This window comes from Streptomyces sp. SAS_281 (assembly GCF_052542855.1).
Window position 1 is genome coordinate 24370 of record NZ_JBMNDO010000035.1, and the last position, 17554, is coordinate 41923.

At 70.7% G+C, this 17554-nt stretch carries 9 protein-coding genes and 6 tRNA genes; 7 read left to right on the forward strand and 8 right to left on the reverse strand.

Annotation, left to right across the window (positions count from 1 at the left end; translation table 11 throughout):
• Window positions 1–80: 80 nt before the first annotated feature.
• Together ACN6LM_RS15900 and ACN6LM_RS15905 are read right to left on the reverse strand one after the other, a co-directional pair.
• A complete protein-coding gene (locus tag ACN6LM_RS15900) occupies window positions 81–1244 on the reverse strand; it encodes a PP2C family protein-serine/threonine phosphatase (protein WP_445066011.1) in 1164 nt (387 codons plus the stop codon).
• Window positions 1245–1431: 187 nt separating this feature from the next.
• A tRNA-Met gene (locus ACN6LM_RS15905) sits at window positions 1432–1505 on the reverse strand.
• A 168-nt stretch (window positions 1506–1673) separates the two neighbouring features.
• Here ACN6LM_RS15905 and ACN6LM_RS15910 point away from each other — a divergent pair.
• Window positions 1674–2078 (forward strand): SHOCT domain-containing protein, encoded by a 405-nt coding sequence (locus ACN6LM_RS15910; RefSeq protein WP_445066012.1) that lies wholly within the window; start codon window positions 1674–1676, stop codon window positions 2076–2078.
• A gap of 111 nt (window positions 2079–2189) precedes the next feature.
• On the opposite strand, the gene ACN6LM_RS15915 is transcribed toward ACN6LM_RS15910, so the two are convergent.
• From ACN6LM_RS15915 to ACN6LM_RS15940, 6 genes are all read right to left on the reverse strand, one after another.
• Window positions 2190–2263: transfer RNA gene (locus ACN6LM_RS15915), tRNA-Lys, on the reverse strand.
• A 98-nt stretch (window positions 2264–2361) separates the two neighbouring features.
• Window positions 2362–4497, reverse strand: a complete 2136-nt coding sequence (locus ACN6LM_RS15920; protein WP_445066013.1) for an FG-GAP repeat domain-containing protein — start codon at window positions 4495–4497, stop codon at window positions 2362–2364.
• Window positions 4498–4537: 40 nt separating this feature from the next.
• Window positions 4538–7636 carry an FG-GAP-like repeat-containing protein gene (locus ACN6LM_RS15925; protein WP_445066014.1) on the reverse strand — a complete coding sequence of 1033 codons (3099 nt, stop codon included), beginning with the start codon at window positions 7634–7636 and terminating at the stop codon, window positions 4538–4540.
• Between the two features lie 241 nt (window positions 7637–7877).
• Window positions 7878–9983, reverse strand: coding sequence for a DEAD/DEAH box helicase (locus tag ACN6LM_RS15930; protein ID WP_445066015.1), 2106 nt, complete (start codon window positions 9981–9983; stop codon window positions 7878–7880).
• A gap of 241 nt (window positions 9984–10224) precedes the next feature.
• Window positions 10225–10803, reverse strand: coding sequence for a hypothetical protein (locus ACN6LM_RS15935; RefSeq protein ID WP_445066016.1), 579 nt, complete (start codon window positions 10801–10803; stop codon window positions 10225–10227).
• 136 nt (window positions 10804–10939) lie between these two features.
• On the reverse strand, window positions 10940–11290 hold the full coding sequence (locus ACN6LM_RS15940) for a metallopeptidase family protein (RefSeq protein WP_343242212.1): 351 nt from the start codon (window positions 11288–11290) through the stop codon (window positions 10940–10942).
• Window positions 11291–11411: 121 nt separating this feature from the next.
• Here ACN6LM_RS15940 and ACN6LM_RS15945 point away from each other — a divergent pair, with 121 nt between their 5' ends.
• From ACN6LM_RS15945 to ACN6LM_RS15970, 6 genes are all read left to right on the forward strand, one after another.
• Window positions 11412–12929 carry a metallophosphoesterase family protein gene (locus tag ACN6LM_RS15945; protein WP_445066017.1) on the forward strand — a complete coding sequence of 506 codons (1518 nt, stop codon included), beginning with the start codon at window positions 11412–11414 and terminating at the stop codon, window positions 12927–12929.
• Window positions 12930–13009: 80 nt separating this feature from the next.
• Window positions 13010–13082 (forward strand) — tRNA-Glu (locus ACN6LM_RS15950).
• A 38-nt stretch (window positions 13083–13120) separates the two neighbouring features.
• A tRNA-Asp gene (locus ACN6LM_RS15955) sits at window positions 13121–13195 on the forward strand.
• A 24-nt stretch (window positions 13196–13219) separates the two neighbouring features.
• Window positions 13220–13296 (forward strand) — tRNA-Phe (locus tag ACN6LM_RS15960).
• Window positions 13297–13420: 124 nt separating this feature from the next.
• Entirely contained in the window at window positions 13421–17341 is a 3921-nt protein-coding gene (gene hrpA / locus ACN6LM_RS15965) for an ATP-dependent RNA helicase HrpA (RefSeq protein ID WP_445066018.1), read from the forward strand.
• A 105-nt stretch (window positions 17342–17446) separates the two neighbouring features.
• Window positions 17447–17521, forward strand: a tRNA-Asp gene (locus ACN6LM_RS15970).
• The last annotated feature ends 33 nt before the right edge of the window (window positions 17522–17554 follow it).

A 17554-nucleotide genomic window follows, 5' to 3' on the forward strand; every position in this document is an offset into this window, starting at 1 on the left:
TGGAACCGGGCGAGTTGATCGGCGTCCAACCACTACGCGTTTTCTGACGTTGCGTCAACTGTTATGCGGAGCGGCGCCCCTCAGTCACCCAGCGTGGCACCCCGCTTGACGATCTTCACCGTCCTGCGCCGGTCCGGCTGCCCCTTCGCCGGCCGGGCCACCGCGAGCAGCGCCATGTCGTCGGTCGACTCGCCCCCCGTATGCAGGCGTACGTCGTCGGTCAGCGCGGACAACAGCTCCTCAGGGCCGGGGAAGAGGCGCCCGCGCAGCCGCTCCGCAGGGTCGTAGAAGACACCGCCGGCGTCCCGCGCCTCCGACAGACCGTCCGTGTAGAACAGCAGCGTCCCGCCGGCCGGCAGCTCCCAGTCGTCCGAGCGGTCCGGCCTCACCCCCAGGTCCATGCCCAACGGAAGCGCGGGCTCCGAGGGCGTCAGCGACTCCACCGCCCCGTCCCCGTGCAGCAGCAGCGGGTCCGGATGGCCGCGGTTCACCATCCGCACGACCTGCGCACCCGGCGGGATCTCCGCGAGCACCGCGGTCACGAACCCCTCGAACGCGTCCAGATTGCTCCGCCGCACCGACTCACGCGCCAGCGCACGCTCCAACCGCTGCGCCACGCCCTCCAGCGACTTCTCCTGCTCCGCCGCCTCCCGGAACGCCCCGATCACCACCGCCACCGCGCCGACCGCCTCCAGCCCCTTCCCGCGCACGTCCCCCAGCACCAGCCGTACGCCGTACGGAGTGTCAGCGGCCGCGAAGAGGTCACCCCCGACGAACTCGTCCGCCTGCGCCGCCTCGTACCGCGCGGCCACCTGGAGTCCGCCGATCCGCTCGGGCGGCGCGGGCAGCACGGCCCGCATGGCCGTCTCGGCGATGATCCGGGCGGACGCCAACTGGTCGCTGCCGCGCCGCACGACCCGGTTGATCACGCACGCCTGCACGGCGACCGTGAGCACGGTGACCATCTCGATGAACGAGACCACCTGGACCAGGTCGCCGGTGTAGAGCCGGATTCCGGCGAGGGCGAGCACCGAGGCGATCCCGATCCGGATCGTGGTGCCCATACCGAAGAAGGGCGCGGCGATCAGCGGGGCGGCCGCGAACATCGGGACGGCCGTGTAGGAGGGCGGCGTGAAGAGGTCGAACACCAGCCCGATGACGATCATCGCCACCGGCAGCACCCGGACGAACCGGCGGCCCACCGTGCCGTCAGGCCCGCGCCACCGTCGTTCCCACTTCCCCACCTGCGGTCTCCTGCCCGGTGCAGCCACGGCCGCGGACGGTACCGCGCACCTTTCCCAGCCTCGCGCCCGCGCGGCCACCGGGCGAATCCTCGGCCGCCGATGGGGCGAAGCGGACGCGCCGGCAGGGAGTCCCATCGAAACGCATCAGGCCCGGCACGCTGCTTGCGTGCCGGGCCTGATCCTTCAGTAGCGGGGACAGGATTTGAACCTGCGACCTCTGGGTTATGAGCCCAGCGAGCTACCGAGCTGCTCCACCCCGCGTCGGTAAACCCAACTCTACGTCATGTCCGGGGCTCTCATGACCACCGCACGCGCCCCCGGCCCTCTCACCGCCCCTCCTCTCGGCCCGCACCAATGAGCAATGGGGTGAATGTGGTGATATGACTGTTTTCAGATTCAGCCAGTCCGACGCGGACCCGGGAGTGGACGATGGACGACTATCCCCTGCTCAACCTGTTCTGGACGATGCTCTGGTTCTTCCTCTGGATCATGTGGCTCTTCCTGCTCTTCCGGGTCATCATGGACATCTTCCGCAGCCACGACCTGAGCGGCTGGGGCAAGGCCGGCTGGCTGATCCTGGCGCTGGTGCTGCCCTACGTGGGCGTGCTGATCTACGTGATCGCCCGCGGCAAGTCCATGGGCAAGCGCGACGTCCAGGAGGCGAAGGAGCGTGACGCCGCCTTCAAGGCGTACATCAGAGACGCGGCGGGTACGGAGGGCGGCAGCCACCAGGGCGGCCACGTCGAGGACCTGTCGAAGCTCGCCGACCTCAAGGACAAGGGCGCCATTACCGAGGAGGAGTACCAGCGGGCGAAGTCGAAGCTCCTGGTCTGACACACCCTCGGTGCCGGCCGGCTCCGGCCCGGACGACGGCCCGCAGCACCGCCCGCCCCCGGACATGACAGTGCCCCGGGGCCGCGCACGCGCGGACCCGGGGCAACGAGGTAGGCCGTGTGGGACTCGAACCCACAACCAACGGATTAAAAGTCCGCTGCTCTGACCAATTGAGCTAACGGCCCTCGGCAGATCACCCCCGAGCATAGCCCGCCCCGGCCGCGCAGCCGATCGGGTATCGGCCGCGCGGCCCCGTCACCGGGACCGGGGCGGGCTCAGAGCCTCAGAAGATGCCCTTGTACGTCTGCCAGCCGGTGGCGATCTGCGTACGGGCTCCGAACGAGCCCTTGCCGTTGCCGTTGTTCCGGAACAGCTTGCCCGCCGAGTCGCGGACGACGATGTCGTTCCGGCCGTCGCCGTTCAGATCGCCGACACCGACCATGGTGTTGTACGAGCGGCCCCAGTCGGTGAACACCTTCACGCGCGCGGCGAAGCGGCCGTTGCCCAGACCGCTGTAGCGCCAGAGGCCGCCGTTGCGGTCGTGGCCGAGCAGGTCGGGGATGCCGTCGCCGGTGAGGTCGCCGGCACCGGTGATCTGGGCGTACGTCCGCCAGTCGGTGTTGATCCGGGTCTTCGGGAGGAACTTCCCGGCCGCCGTGCCCGCGTAGAAGTAGATGTCACCGGTGGACTTCTGACGGGCCACGAGGTCGGCCCGCCCGTCGCCGTTGAGGTCGCCGGGCGACGTCAGCACGTCGTACTGCTGCCAGCCGCCGCCGATCACGGTGTGCTTGCCGGCCGGCTTGTAGCCGGACGCGCCGCAGCTGCCGTCGTACCGGCGCAGTTCCCCGCCGGGCATCCGCACCAGCAGCTCGGAGCAGCGGTCGCCGCTGGTGTCCGCGAAGGGCACGGCGACGGTGCCGGCCGGCCAGCCGGTCCCGGACTTCTTGCCGCTGAAGACGCCCGAAGCCTGCCCGAACTGGATGGTCAGGTCCCCGGAGGAGTTGAGCGTGACGAGGTCGCCGATGCTGTAGGCGCCCTGGTCGTGGAGGCCCGGCTCGCCGCCGGCCACGGACAGGCTCCCGCTGGTGGAGTACGTCCCCGAGCCGTCCTCGGCCGTCGCCTTCAGCGTCCAGGTGTGCTTGCCGTTGCCCGTGTACCCGCCCGCGGCCGTCCGGCCGTCCCAGGCCACGTCGGCCTCGGTGCCGGAATCACCCGTGAGGGTGCGTACCGTACGGCCCGTCCAGTCCTTGACGGTGTACGTCCAGGTGGCGGGCTTGTTGAACTGCCAGGTGCTGTTCCAGCTCTCCAGCCCGTCGACGCCCTTGATGTCCATGTAGTCCCCGCCCACATCGGACGCGATCTTCGCGAGGGGCTGCGCGGGCACCCCGCTGGGCACGATGTGGAGCGTCTGCGCGGCGTCGAGGTAGGCGATGTCGCCGCCGAACTTGTCCACCGCCCAGGTCAGCCGTCGCTGATCGGCGGCCTTCCCGGCGGGGAGGTCCGCAATCGCGCGCGGAGCGGCCGCCTTGCCGGTGTGGAAGTCGGTGAGCAGCAGCTTGCCCGCCGTCCGGTCGTGCCGGACGAGGTAGCCGTCACCGACCAGGGAGGGGCCGGACGGCACGGTGAACGACTTCTTCGCCGTACGGTCGTACACGCCGGCCGCACCGGTCGTCCCGCAGTTCCAGTAGACCCAGCGGCCGACCGCGCGCACCTCCTTGAGCACGCAGGGAGCGCCGGTGGCCGCCGTCTGCACGACCTTCTTCGTCTCCAGGTCGGTCGCGGTGAGCGCCCCGGTGGCGGTGGTCGCCGCCCACAGCGAGGTGCCCCAGACGGAAGCCGCGCCCGCGGTGCGGACGATGGGGGAGGCCGTCGAGGTGTAGCCCGGGTACATCCCCGCCCGCTGCTTGGCGGGAGAACCACCGTTGACGACGTAGGCCCGCCCGGTCAGGTCCACGACCTCGGCCGTGCCCACGGGGTACTTGGTGTCACCCCCGTGGTACGCGTTTCCGGGAGCCCAGAACTGCACCGACTCGGTGCCGGCGCCGTCGCCGTCGACGAACACCGTGCCGACGTCACCGTGGCCCGAAGCGACCAGCTCGACGCAGTCGCCGTTGTCACAGGGCACCGTGCCGAGGTGCGCGCCGTTGGCGTACGTCCCGGCAAAGACACGGCTCTCGCGCGCCCCCACGGTCAGGGCGTCGGCGGACACCCGGCGGTCGTACACCATGCGGTCGCCGGAAGGGCTCCGCTCCGCCGTCACCAGCCGTCCGCCCGCGAAGTCGAGGCCGTACACCCCGGTCGTCGCCACGGTGGCCGGGGCGGGGCCGGCGGCGCTCGCCGGTACGGCGGCCGTGGCGAGCACGGTCGCTCCGGCCACGGCACCGACGAGGGCCGCGCGGCCGCGTATGAACTTGGTCAAGAGAGGTTCCTCCCGGGAAGCCCGGATGTCGAGTGAGTCATCAGTAGAGGCGGGTGTACATCTGCCAGCTGCCGCCGACCTTGGTACGCGCCGCCAGCGCGCCCTTGCCGTCGCCGCGGTAGCTCCACAGCACCCCGGACGTGTCGCGGGCCAGCAGGTCCGCGATGCCGTCACCGTTCAGGTCTCCGGAGCCGACCATCGTGTCGTACATGGTCCAGCCGTAACCGATCTTCGTACGGGTGCCGAGTGTGCCCTCGCCGGTGGCCGGGTAGCGCCACACGTTGCCCGAGCGGTCGCGGGCCACCAGGTCGCCCTTGCCGTCACCGTTCATGTCGCCCGTGCCGGCCAGGAGGTACCCCTGCCAGCCGTAACCGATCTTCACGCGGGGCTCGAACAGGCCGTTGCCCTTGCCCTTGTAGAAGTACAGGTCGCCCGTGGGCGTCCGGCCGAGCAGGTCGGCCCGCCCGTCGCCCGACATGTCACCGGGCGAGGTCAGGGCGTCGAACATGTTCCAGCCGGTGCCGATCTTCTTGTACGGCGTGCTGGGCTTGAGCGCGGCCCCGCAGGCGGGCGTGTAGGCGCGCAGCTCGCCCGCCTTCGTACGGACCAGCACGTCGTTGCACCGGTCGCCGCTGATGTCCTCGAACGGCACGGCGGCGGTCACGGTGTTCTCGTCCGTCCAGCCGGTGGCCGACACCTTGTCCTCGACCCGCCCGGTCCCGGTCCCGGTCCCGGCCCGCCAGTCGGCCTGGCCGGCCGAGGTGAACGCGAGCAGGTCCCCGAAGCCGTCCGCCTTGACGAAGTCCCGCGCCACGGCGGCCCCGCCGGTCAGCTCGAGGGTGCCGGACGTGGTGAGGGCCGCGCCCTGGCCGTCGGCGGGGGCGGCGGTGAGGGTCCAGGTGTAGGAGCCGTTGGGGGCGTACGCGCCGGAGGCGGTCTTCGCGTCCCAGGCGGCCGTGATCAGGCCGCGCGCCTCTCCGCCCGTCAGAGTCCGGACGGTGGCACCCGTGGTCCGGTTCTTCAACGTCAGCTGCCAGGAGGCGGCCGGCTTCGACAACCACCAGCGCGCCGTCCAGGACGGAATCCCGCCCCGCAGCGACGCCGATGCCGGTACATCGGAGTCGATCCGCGTCAGCGGCGAGGCGGGGACCCCCAGATCGGCGACCGTGATGTCCCCGTCGGCCTGCCGCTGATACGCGATGCGTCCGGTGCCGGTGTCGATGGCGTACTTCTGTTCCCGCTCACCGTCGCCGGCCATCGTGTACGTGTGCACCGGTACGGGGGTGCTCCCCCGCACATCGGTGATCTTCACGTCGTCTCCGTTGCGCCACCCGACGTAACCGTCGCCGAGCACGGACACCGGGTCGAGATGAGTCAGGTTGGTCTTCTTCTCGAGATCGAACACGCCGCCCCTGGCGGGGCTTCCGGCGCAGTCCCAACTGAGCCAGTGCGAAGTCACCTTGATGGACTCGGCCCTGCACCCCGTGCCGAGATCCACCGTCTGCCGCACTGCCCCGGTCCGCGCGTCGCGACCGACCACCGTGCCCGCCACGGTGCCCGCGCCCCACACCTGGTCTCCGTACAGATCTGCGTCCTCACCGCCGAACGTCATGTTCGCCAACAGCGTCCCCGTGTCCAGATCGACGGTGACGAGGCCGGTGTCATCGCCGTCGGTGCTGCCGCCGCCGCCCAGTGCGTAGCGGCCCGACACGTCCCTGACCTGGAACCGGGCGAGACCGGGGACCGACAACGGAACGGCCTCGGTCCCTCCCGGCCCCACGAGCGACGGCATCTGGGGGCGATCGCCGCCGGGCGCCGGCATGATCACGGTTCGCCCGTCGCCTGTGGCGTACAGGGTCGGGCACCCGTCGCTGTCCCCGCAGTCCGCCAGATCGAAGCCACGGTCACCGGCCGGCCCCGTGCCACCGACGGCAAGGGGACCCGACACGGATACCGTCCGCGAACGGAAGCCCTTGCTCTGGTCGGGCAGGAGTTCCAGCGATTCGAGCCTCCCCTGACTGAAGCTCATCTCCTGCGGTCGCGACGTCGCCGGTGTGATGTCGACCAGCTTGTCCGTGGCCGGTCCGCCGTCACCGGGGCGGATCAGCTGCACCCCCAGCCCGTCAGGACGGGAACCGGCCACCACGAGCAGCCCGCCGTCCGGAGTGGGCATGGCGTCGGCCCGCCCGTAGGCGAAGAGCGCCTCCTCGGGACCGCCGTCCAGGGGAACGGTCACGAGCCGGTACGGAGTCGATCCTCCCTGCCCGGAGGCGCGTGCGACCACCAGTCGCTGCCCGGTCACGCCGAGCAGCCTGTCGCCCTCCGCGTAGGGAAGGTCCTTCACCTGGCTCACGAGCAGAGGCCCGGACTGCGACGCGTCCTTCGCGTAGAACGTCACCTTGCCGTCCTTGGTCCACTCCACCACGTGGTCGCGGGACACCACCGTGGACGCCGTAGCGGCGGAGACGTCGGGACCCACCGGGCGGGCCTCACCGGTCGTCAGCGAGATCCACAACGGCCGGAGCCGGGCCCCCTGGCCGTACCGCACGAGAACGCCATCGGCCCCGCCGGTGACCGCCTTGAGAGGACGCTCGGCGCCGTCGGGCCACCCGACGACCTCGGTGTCCTGGACGGCACGGTTCACGAGCCGCAGCAGATGCCACGACGGCGCGGCCGTGGGGCTCGTGCGGCTGTACGTCACGACCGTCGTGCCGTAGGTCCCCACGTACTCGTGCCCCACGGGCAACTCCAGGTAGGAGTTGGTCCCCGCGGCCGCGTCGTACAACCGGATCCGGCCTGGTCCAGCCATCCCCCAGCTCTGGTACGCGGCCACGACGTCGGCCCCGGCCCCGTAGGTGCCATCGGCATCGGGCCCCTCGAGGTCGTTGTAGATGATGTGGTTCTCACCGCTGTACGAACTCCAGAACTGACCGCGCCCCTCCTCGTACCGGAGGTATCCCGTCGGCCCGGCCGAAAGCGGAATGACCGTCCTCGGCTGTGCGGCGACGTCCGCGGGAAAGACCACCTCGTCACCGGTCGCCGCACGCGCGGGTGCCGCGTCCAGTGGTACGAAGCCCGCGCCGATGACAAGGGCCGCGACAACGGCGACCGAACTGCGCACACCCACGTGACGTCTCAAACTGAGTCCCTCCCGGACACCCTCGTAAAGGCATGGGGAGGACGCGGCAGCATGTGCCGCGGTCTGTGCGAATTGAAAGCCCCCCGGCCCCAACCCCCCATGCGAGTCAGGCGACATTAACAGCAGCCGCACATGCACCGATAGGCAGATTCGAACCCGTTCAGGGAACGGGGCCGTAAACGAAAGCGGGCCCGTCCACGAAGGACGGGCCCGCTTGATCAGGTCGGAGACCTACGGACGATCAGCCGTTGCGCTTCCAGCGCGGCTTGTCGTCGCGGCGGCCGAAGGAGCCGGTGCTGGTGCCGGTCGAACGGTGGTCGTCGCGGCGGCCGTTCGGCCGGTCGCCGCCGCCGGAGCGGAAGCCGCCCGACGGGCGGTCGTCACGACGGTCGCGGTTGAACGGACGGTCGCCGCCGCCGGAGCGGAAGCCGCCCGAGGGACGGTCGTCACGACGGTCGCGGTTGAACGACGGGCGCTCGTCCCGGCGGTCGTTGCCCCGGTAGCCACCCGACGGACGGTCGCCCCGGTCGTCGCGGCGGTCTCCGCCGGAGCGGAAGCCGCCCGACGGGCGGTCGTCACGACGGTCGCGGTTGAACGGACGGTCGCCGCCGCCGGAGCGGAAGCCGCCCGAGGGACGGTCGTCACGACGGTCGCGGTTGAACGACGGGCGCTCGTCCCGGCGGTCGTTGCCCCGGTAGCCACCCGACGGACGGTCGCCCCGGTCGTCGCGGCGGAACGGACGGTCGCCCCGGTCGTCGCGGCGGTCGTTGCCCCGGTAGCCACCGCGGTTGTCGCGGCGCTCGTAGTTGCCCCGGTCGTCGCGGCGGTCCTCGCGCACGGCCGGCTGCTCCGGCACGGAGGCGGCGGCAGCCGCGAGGGCGGCCTCGGCCTCGGCGGTGACCTCGGCCACGGCGGCCTCGGGGTCGTCGCCGCGCTCACGGGCGGCCCGCGCCACCAGGCGGTCGGCCTCCTCGCGGAGCTCGACGGCGCGGCGCTGGGCACGCTCCAGCTGCTTGGTCAGCTCGGCGGCCTCACGCTCGGCCTGCTTCGCGGCGTTGTTCGCGGAGTCGGCCTGGACCTCGGTGAGCGAACGGGCGCCGGTGATCTCGGCGACCTCCGGCTCGAAGACGCCCGCGCCCTGCACGATGTGGCGCGAGGCGTCGACGCCCGCGTCCTCCATCAGGCGGAAGATCTGGCGGCGCTGGTGCGGCAGGGCCAGCGAGACGACGACACCGGACTTGCCGGCCCGGGCGGTACGGCCCGAGCGGTGCAGGTAGTCCTTGTGGTCACCGGCCGGGTCCACGTTCAGGACCAGGTCGATGCCGTCGACGTGGATACCGCGCGCGGCGACGTCGGTCGCGACGAGCGCGTTGACGTAACCCTTCTTGAAGTCCTCCAGGACCCGGGTGCGCGCGCCCTGCGTCATGCCGCCGTGCAGCGCGTCCGCCTTGACGCCCGCGTCGACGAGCTGCTCGGCGATGCGGTCGGCGCCCAGCTGGGTGCGGACGAAGATGATCGTGCGGCCCTTGCGGGCGGCGATGGCGGAGGTGACCGGCGCCTTGTCCTTCGGCTTCACGACGAGGACGTGGTGCGACATGGTCGAGACGTTGCCCTGGGCGGAGTCGACCTCGTGGGTGACCGGGTTGCTCAGGTAGCGCTTGACCAGCGTGCCGATCTCGTTCTCCATGGTGGCGGAGAAGAGCATGCGCTGGCCGCCCCCGGGGATCTGGTCCAGCAGCTCGGTGACCTCGGGCAGGAAGCCCAGGTCGGACATCTGGTCGGCCTCGTCGAGGACGGCGACCTGGACGTTCTCCAGCGAGCACGCGCCGCGGTTGATGATGTCGCGCAGTCGGCCCGGGGTGGCGACGAGGATGTCGACGCCGCGCTCCAGGGCGTAGATCTGGTTGCCCATCGACGTACCGCCGCAGACGACCTTCATCTTCAGGCCGAGCACGTCGCCGTACGGCTGGAGCGCGTCCGCGACCTGCATCGCGAGCTCACGGGTCGGGGTGAGGATGATCGCGCGGGGCTTCTTCTTCTCGGTGTGCCCGTCCGCCAGCGCCGACAGGGTCGGCAGGCCGAAGGAGAGGGTCTTGCCGGAGCCGGTACGGCCGCGGCCGAGGATGTCCTTGCCGGCCAGGGCGTCCGGGATGGTCGCCGCCTGGATCGGGAAGGGCGTGGTCACACCGTTCTGCGCGAGCTTGCGGACGATGCCCTCGGGCAGGCCCAGGTCGGCGAAGGTGACGGTCGGCTCAGCGGCCTCGGCGGTCTCGGAGGACTCGGCGGTCTCTGCGACGACGGCCTCGGCAACAGCGGTGAGCTCGTCGTTCTCGACGTTCTCGGGCATGACGGTGCGGTCAGAACTGGAAATTGACATGCGAAATGCGAAACCTTCCGGAGTCTCGGCACGCGCCCATAACTCCGTGATTTCGCAATGTCGACCGCCTCAATGCGGTCCAGCCACGGCAAGGGAGAGTACGCGCCACACGGCGCTCTTCTGTGTCGGCGCCGGGCAATAGGATCAAGCGATCTACCACCATACGCACTCTCACCCACATTGCGCAAACCCCCTCCCTTCACCCGCCCCCTCAGACCGGCCCCACCTGCGGTGATGCCTCCGGCGTCCGCAACGCCGCCACCCCGTCCCGCCACCCCATGGCATCCGTACGGAACTGAGCGGCCGGAGACGCCGAGGGCGCCGGCGGCGCGGGCTCCGAGGGCTCCGGCTCGGGCTCCGGCTCCGGCGGCGCGGGCGTGTCCGCCGGATCCTCCGGACCGGGTACGGGGCCGGGGTCGGCCGGCGCCGAGGGCTCCGGCGGCGCGGACGCGGCCGGCCCCGCCGGTACGGAGGGACGGGCGGCCCGGTCCCCGCCCTCATCCGGTCCGCCCCCGGGCCCGTCGGCGGCCGGGCCGCTCGCGGAGGGCGACGCGGAAGCGCTCGGCCCGGCGACCCGGCGCTCCGACTGCGCACCGGCGCCCCCGAACCGGGAGCGGCCGGTCCCCGTCACCGTGGAGCCGTTCGGCTCGACGGCGGCGTCCTTCGGCTCGGCGGACCGCGAGGGCACCGGTTCCGCCCCGTCGGAGCCGACGCTCATACAGCCGGTGGACGTGGCGAGCGTGACAGCGGTGACCGCTGCCCAGCGGACAGGGACGGAGAACTGGCGCACGAGGGCACCTCCGGGAACACGAGGAAGGACGGGGCCTGACATGAACGAGCCGGGTGCGCTGTGCCCAACTCCCGCGACCCCGCCCGGGACACGCCCGGCGGGCCGGCTCCTTCCCGACGCGCGCCCCGCACCCGGCTCACCCGTAACCGAGCGCGTGCAGCCTCTCGTCATCGATGCCGAAGTGATGGGCGATCTCGTGGACGACGGTGATCTCCGTCTCGGCCACCACGTCCTCGCGCGTCCCGCACATCCGCAGCGTCGGCCCCCGGTAGATCGTGATGCGGTCCGGCAGCACGCCCGCGTACCACTCACCGCGCTCGGTCAGCGGCGTGCCCTCGTACAGCCCGAGCAGTTCCGGGTCGTCGGACTCCGGCTCGTCCTCGACGAAGACCGCGACGTTGTCCATCAGCCGGGTCAGCTCCGGCGGGATCCGGTCCAGTGCCTCGGCGACCAGTTCCTCGAACGCTTCCCGCGTCATCTCCAGCACCCGGCCATTGTCCCGTACGGCCACCCGGCCCGCCCAGGCCCCGCGCCCGTCCGTTCGCCCGTCCGTTCGCCCGTCCCGGCGCCCGGGCATACCCGCGCCACGACTGGGGCAGGGGCACCCAATGGCCCGCGCCCGACTCCCCCTCCGCCGCCCGATACCCCGCCGCGCCGCCCACGGGCTCCTCGCCGCGCCCCGGCCGTTCGTCCGGGCCCTCGGACTGGTCGTCGTGGTGCTGTTCGGCGCCTGGCTCGGGCTGCTCGCGGTGGGCAGCGTCCGGACGACCGTGGGGCCGATGGACACGACGATGACCCTGCGGCCCTCGCTCAGCGGCGGCACCAAGATCAACGTCTCCCCGCTCGGCGCCCTGGAGCTTGATTCGCACCACGCCCCGGTCCGCCTCGACGTGGACGTGGACCGGCTCGACCCGGTCCGCTCGCAGGCCCTGGTCCAGCACCCCGAACGGCTGGCCGGGCTGGAGGACGAGGTCACGTCGGACGTCGCGGCGGGCACCCGCGAGCTGGCCCTGCGCTCCTGCGTGGCGGTGGTGACCGGGGCGACGGCGCTGGGCCTCGCGGTCTACCGCCGGCCGCGCCGGGCCCTGGCGGCCGGGGGGCTGGCCCTCGCGCTGCTCGCCGCGTCCGGCGTCGGCGCGTACGCCACCTGGAACCCGAAGTCGGTCCTGGAGCCCAAGTTCTCCGGGCTGCTCTCCAGTGCCCCTTCGGTCGTCGGCGACGCCCGCTCGATCGTCAGCGACTTCGACGTCTACCAGCAGGAGCTGGCCCGCCTGGTCACCAACGTCACCAAGCTGTACGACGCCACCTCGACGCTCCCCGTCTACAGCCCGGACCCGGCGACGCTGCGCGTCCTGCACGTCTCGGACGTCCACCTCAACCCGGCCGCATGGCACATCATCGGCTCACTCGTGGAGCAGTACGACATCGACGTGATCATCGACTCCGGCGACACGATGGACCACGGCACAGCCGTCGAGAACAGCTTCCTGGACCCCATCGCCGACCTCGGCGCCCCCTACATCTGGGTGCGAGGGAACCACGACTCGGCGGTGACACAGAAGTACCTGTCCGACAAGAAGCGCTTCCCGAACGTGCACGTCCTGGACCAGGGCCGGGCCGTGACCGTCGGCGGGCTGCGGGTCGCCGGGGTAGGAGACCCGCAGTTCACCCCGGACCGGACGGGCCCCGAGCAGGCCGAGGACGTCGAGGGGGTGGCCGGCCGCACGCTCGCCGCCGCCCTGCGCGAGCAGCAGCGGTCCGGGACCCCCGTCGACATCGCCGTCGCCCATGAGCCGGAGGCGGCGAAGGAGACGGACGGCGAGGTGCCGCTGGCGCTGGCCGGCCATGTGCACCACCGGCAGAACGAGGTCCTGAAGGGCGGCACCCGGCTGATGGTCGAGGGCTCCACGGGCGGCGGCGGGCTGCGGGCCGTCCAGAACAAGAAGCCGGAACAGGTGCTCGCGTCGGTGCTCTATCTGGACCGCTCCACCCGTCGCCTGCAAGCCTGGGACGAGATCACCCTGGGCGGCCTCGGACTGACGACGGCCGAGGTCAGCCGCCATCTTCCGGCGCAGAAGCCGTCCCTCACGAGCCCGTCTCCGACCGGTCCGACCCCGTCCCCGTAAACCGTTTTGGCGAACGCCGCCGGCATCCCATATGCTTCTCACGTCCCCGACGCGCTGCAAGGCGCGCAGGTGGGCCCTTAGCCCTCATCGTCTAGTGGCCCAGGACGCCGCCCTTTCAAGGCGGTAGCACGGGTTCGAATCCCGTTGGGGGCACGCTTGAACGTGTGCGAGACTTGTCTCGCACATAGCTTGGTCCTGTGGAGCAGTTAGGAGTGCTCGCCACCCTGTCAAGGTGGAGGCCGCGGGTTCAAATCCCGTCAGGACCGCTGAGGTTTCACGTGAAACCTTGTGGCTGGGTAGCTCAGTTGGTACGAGCGATCGCCTGAAAAGCGATAGGTCGCCGGTTCGATCCCGGCCCCAGCCACCACCCGAAGGCCCCGTCCGCTGGACGGGGCCTTTGTCGTGCCGGACCGCCGCCGTCCTCCCCGGAGGAACCGCCGCCCGAAATGGGTTCGCCCTTCCTCCGGCCCGGGTGAGATCCTGGGATCCGTATGTCTACTTCCTTCGCCGATCTCCAGTCCCGGCTCGCGCAGCTCTCGCTCCGCGACGCGAACCGGCTCGGCCGCCGCCTCGAAGGCGCCCGCCGTATCCGCAAGCCCGAGGCCCAGCAGGCCGTGCTGGACGAGATCGCCACCCAGGCGGACAAGGCAGCCGGGCGGCTCGAGCAGCGGGCGGGCCGGATGCCCGCCGTCACGTACCCCGAACAGCTTCCGGTCAGCCAGAAGAAGAACGAGATCCTGGAGGCGATACGCGACCACCAGGTCGTGATCGTCGCGGGTGAGACCGGCTCCGGCAAGACCACCCAGATCCCCAAGATCTGCATGGAGCTGGGCCGGGGCCTCCGGGGCATGATCGGGCACACCCAGCCACGTCGGATCGCCGCGCGCACGGTGGCCGAGCGCATCGCCGACGAGCTGAAGACACCGCTCGGCGAGACCGTCGGCTGGAAGGTCCGCTTCACCGACCAGGTGAACCCGGACGCGACCTTCGTCAAGCTGATGACGGACGGCATCCTGCTCGCCGAGATCCAGACGGACCGCGAGCTGCTCGCGTACGACACGATCATCATCGACGAGGCCCACGAGCGGTCGCTGAACATCGACTTCCTCCTCGGCTACCTGGCCCGGCTGCTGCCCAGGCGGCCCGACCTGAAGGTCGTCGTCACCTCCGCGACCATCGACCCGGAACGCTTCTCGCGCCACTTCGGTGACGCCCCGATCATCGAGGTCAGCGGGCGTACGTACCCGGTGGAGGTCCGTTATCGGCCGCTCCTGGAGGAGGACGCCGACGACGCCGACCGCGACCAGATCACCGCGATCTGCGAGGCCGTGGACGAACTCCAGGGCGAGGGACCCGGAGACGTCCTGGCCTTCCTCTCCGGCGAGCGCGAGATCCGCGACACCGCCGACGCGCTCGGCAAACGCAACCTGCGCAACACCGAGGTGCTCCCCCTCTACGCGCGCCTGTCGCACGCCGAGCAGCACCGGGTGTTCCAGCGCCACACGGGGCGCAGGATCGTGCTGGCCACCAACGTCGCCGAGACCTCGCTGACCGTCCCCGGCATCAAGTACGTGATCGACCCGGGCACCGCCCGCATCTCCCGCTACAGCCACCGCACCAAGGTGCAGCGGCTGCCGATCGAGCGGATCTCGCAGGCCAGCGCCAACCAGCGCAAGGGCCGCTGCGGCCGTACCTCGGACGGCATCTGCATCAGGCTGTACTCCGAGGACGACTTCCTGACCCGCCCGGAGTTCACCGACGCGGAGATCCTGCGGACGAACCTGGCGTCCGTCATCCTCCAGATGACCGCCGCCGGCCTCGGCGACATCGAGAAGTTCCCCTTCATCGACCCGCCGGACCACCGCAACATCCGCGACGGCGTGCAGCTGCTCCAGGAGCTCGGCGCGCTCGACCCTGCAGAAAAGGACGCGAAGAAGCGCCTCACGCCGCTCGGCCGCAAGCTCTCGCAGCTGCCGGTCGACCCGCGCCTCGCCCGTATGGTCGTCGAGGCCGACCGCAACGGCTGCGTCCGCGAGGTCATGGTCATCGCCGCCGCGCTCTCCATCCAGGACCCGCGCGAGCGGCCCTCCGACAAGCAGACGCAGGCCGACCAGCAGCACGCCAGGTTCAAGGACGAGACGTCCGACTTCCTGGCGTTCCTGAACCTGTGGCGTTACATCCGGGAGCAGCAGAAGGAGCGCGGTTCCTCCAGCTTCCGCCGGATGTGCAAGCAGGAGTATCTGAACTTCCTCCGCATTCGTGAGTGGCAGGACATCTACGCCCAGCTGCGCACGGTCGCCAAGCAGATGGGCATCGAGCTCAATGAGGAGGACGCGCCCGAGCAGTCGGTGCACACCTCTCTGCTGGCCGGACTGCTGTCGCACATCGGGCTGAAGGACACCGAGAAGAACGAGTACCTGGGCGCCCGCAGCGCCAAGTTCGCGATCTTCCCCGGGTCCGCGCTGTTCAAGAAGCAGCCGCGGTTCGTGATGTCGGCGGAGCTGGTGGAGACGTCCCGGCTCTGGGCGCGGGTCAACGCCAAGGTCGAGCCGGAGTGGATCGAGCCGCTGGCCCAGCATCTGCTGAAGCGCACCTACAGCGAGCCGCACTGGGAGAAGGACCAGGCCGCGGTGATGGCGTACGAGCGGGTCACGCTGTACGGCGTGCCGATCGTCGCCCAGCGCAAGATCAATTTCGGCCGGATCGACCAGGAGACCTCGCGGGACCTCTTCATCCGCAACGCCCTGGTCGAGGGCGACTGGCGCACGCACCACCAGTTCTTCCACGACAACCGCAAACTGCTCGGCGAGGTCGAGGAGCTGGAGCACCGCGCCCGGCGCCGCGACATCCTCGTGGACGACGAGACGCTGTTCGACTTCTACGACCAGCGCATCCCCGAACACATCGTCTCCGGCGCCCACTTCGACTCCTGGTGGAAGCACAAGCGACGCGACGAGCCGGACGCGCTCGACTTCGAGCGCTCGATGCTCATCAACGAGAAGGCCGGGGCCGTCACCAAGGACGACTACCCGGACTCCTGGCGGCAGGGGAAGCTGAAGTTCCGGGTGACCTACCAGTTCGAGCCGGGCGCGGACGCCGACGGTGTGACCGTCCACATTCCGCTTCAGGTGCTCAACCAGGTAACGGCCGAGGGCTTCGACTGGCAGATCCCGGGCCTGCGCGAGGAGGTCGTCACCGAACTGATCCGTTCGCTGCCCAAGCCGATCCGCCGGCACTACGTGCCCGCCCCGAACTACGCCGACAAGTTCCTGGACCGGGCCGTGCCCCTCCAGGAGCCGCTGCCGGCGACGCTCGCCCGCGAGCTCCAGCGGATGGTCGGGGTCCCTGTCACCGCGGACGACTTCGACCTGAGCCGGGTGCCGGACCACCTCAAGATCACCTTCCGGATCGTGGACGAGCGGCGCCGCAGGGTCGCCGAGGACAAGGACCTGGAGGCGCTGAAGCTCCAGCTGCGCCCGAAGGCCCGTCAGGCCCTCTCCAAGGCCGCGGCGGCCACCGCGGGGCCCTCCGGCGAATCCATCGAACGTTCGGGTCTGAAGGACTGGACGATCGGCACGCTGAACAAGGTCTTCGAGACGCGGAGGGCCGGTCAGCCGGTCAAGGCGTACCCGGCGCTGGTCGACCAGGGCGAGACCGTGGCGGTACGCCTCTTCGACACGGAGGCCGAGCAGGCGCAGGCGATGTGGCGGGGCACCCGGAAGCTGATCCTGCTGAACATCCCGGTCAACCCGGCGAAGTTCGCGTCGGACAAGCTGACGAACCAGCAGAAGCTGGCCCTGTCCCGCAATCCGCACGGCTCGATCCAGGCCCTCTTCGACGACTGCGCGACGGCGGCCGCCGACCGGCTGATCGCGGCTCACGGCGGCCCCGCCTGGGACGAGGCGTCGTTCCGGACGCTGTACGACAAGGTGCGCGCGGACCTGGTGGACCTGACCGTGCGCACGATCGGCCAGGTGCAGCAGATCCTGGCGGCCTGGCAGGCGTGCGAGCGCCGGCTGAAGGCCACCAACAGCCTGGTGCTGATCAACAACGTCACGGACGTACGGGATCACCTGGCGCGTCTGATGCCGCCCGGCTTCGTCACCGCGACCGGCCTGCGCCGGCTGCCCGACCTGATGCGGTACCTGGTGGCCGAGGACCGCAGGCTCCAGCAGATGCCGACCAACGTCCAGCGGGACACCACACGCATGGAGAAGGTCCACGAGATGCAGGACGAGTACGCCTGGCTGCTGGAGCAGTTGCCCAGGAGCCGGCCCGTCCCGCAGGAGGTGCTGGACATCCGGTGGATGATCGAGGAGCTGCGCGTGAGCTACTTCGCGCACGCCCTGGGCACCGCGTTCCCCGTCTCGGACAAGCGGATCGTGAAGGCGATCGACGCCGCGGCCCCGTAGGGGATCTCCGTAACGGCACCGCCACCCGCAGTGAGTTCGACCGCACCCGCTGAACTCCTGTACAGTCTGTTTTCGCAGCCGGACGCGAGGAAGGCAGCGAAACCTGGTCCTGTGGAGCAGTTAGGAGTGCTCGCCACCCTGTCAAGGTGGAGGCCGCGGGTTCAAATCCCGTCAGGACCGCAGAACGAAAGCCCGGATCTCATCGATCCGGGC

Excerpts from the sequence above, each read along its gene's own strand:
- ACN6LM_RS15945 (WP_445066017.1), top strand. The coding sequence starts at position 11,412 with ATGGCCCGCGCCCGACTCCCCCTCCGCCGCCCGATACCCCGCCGCGCC.
- hrpA (WP_445066018.1), top strand. The coding sequence starts at position 13,421 with ATGTCTACTTCCTTCGCCGATCTCCAGTCCCGGCTCGCGCAGCTCTCG.
- ACN6LM_RS15910 (WP_445066012.1), top strand. The coding sequence starts at position 1,674 with ATGGACGACTATCCCCTGCTCAACCTGTTCTGGACGATGCTCTGGTTC.
- ACN6LM_RS15930 (WP_445066015.1), bottom strand. The coding sequence starts at position 9,983 with ATGCCCGAGAACGTCGAGAACGACGAGCTCACCGCTGTTGCCGAGGCC.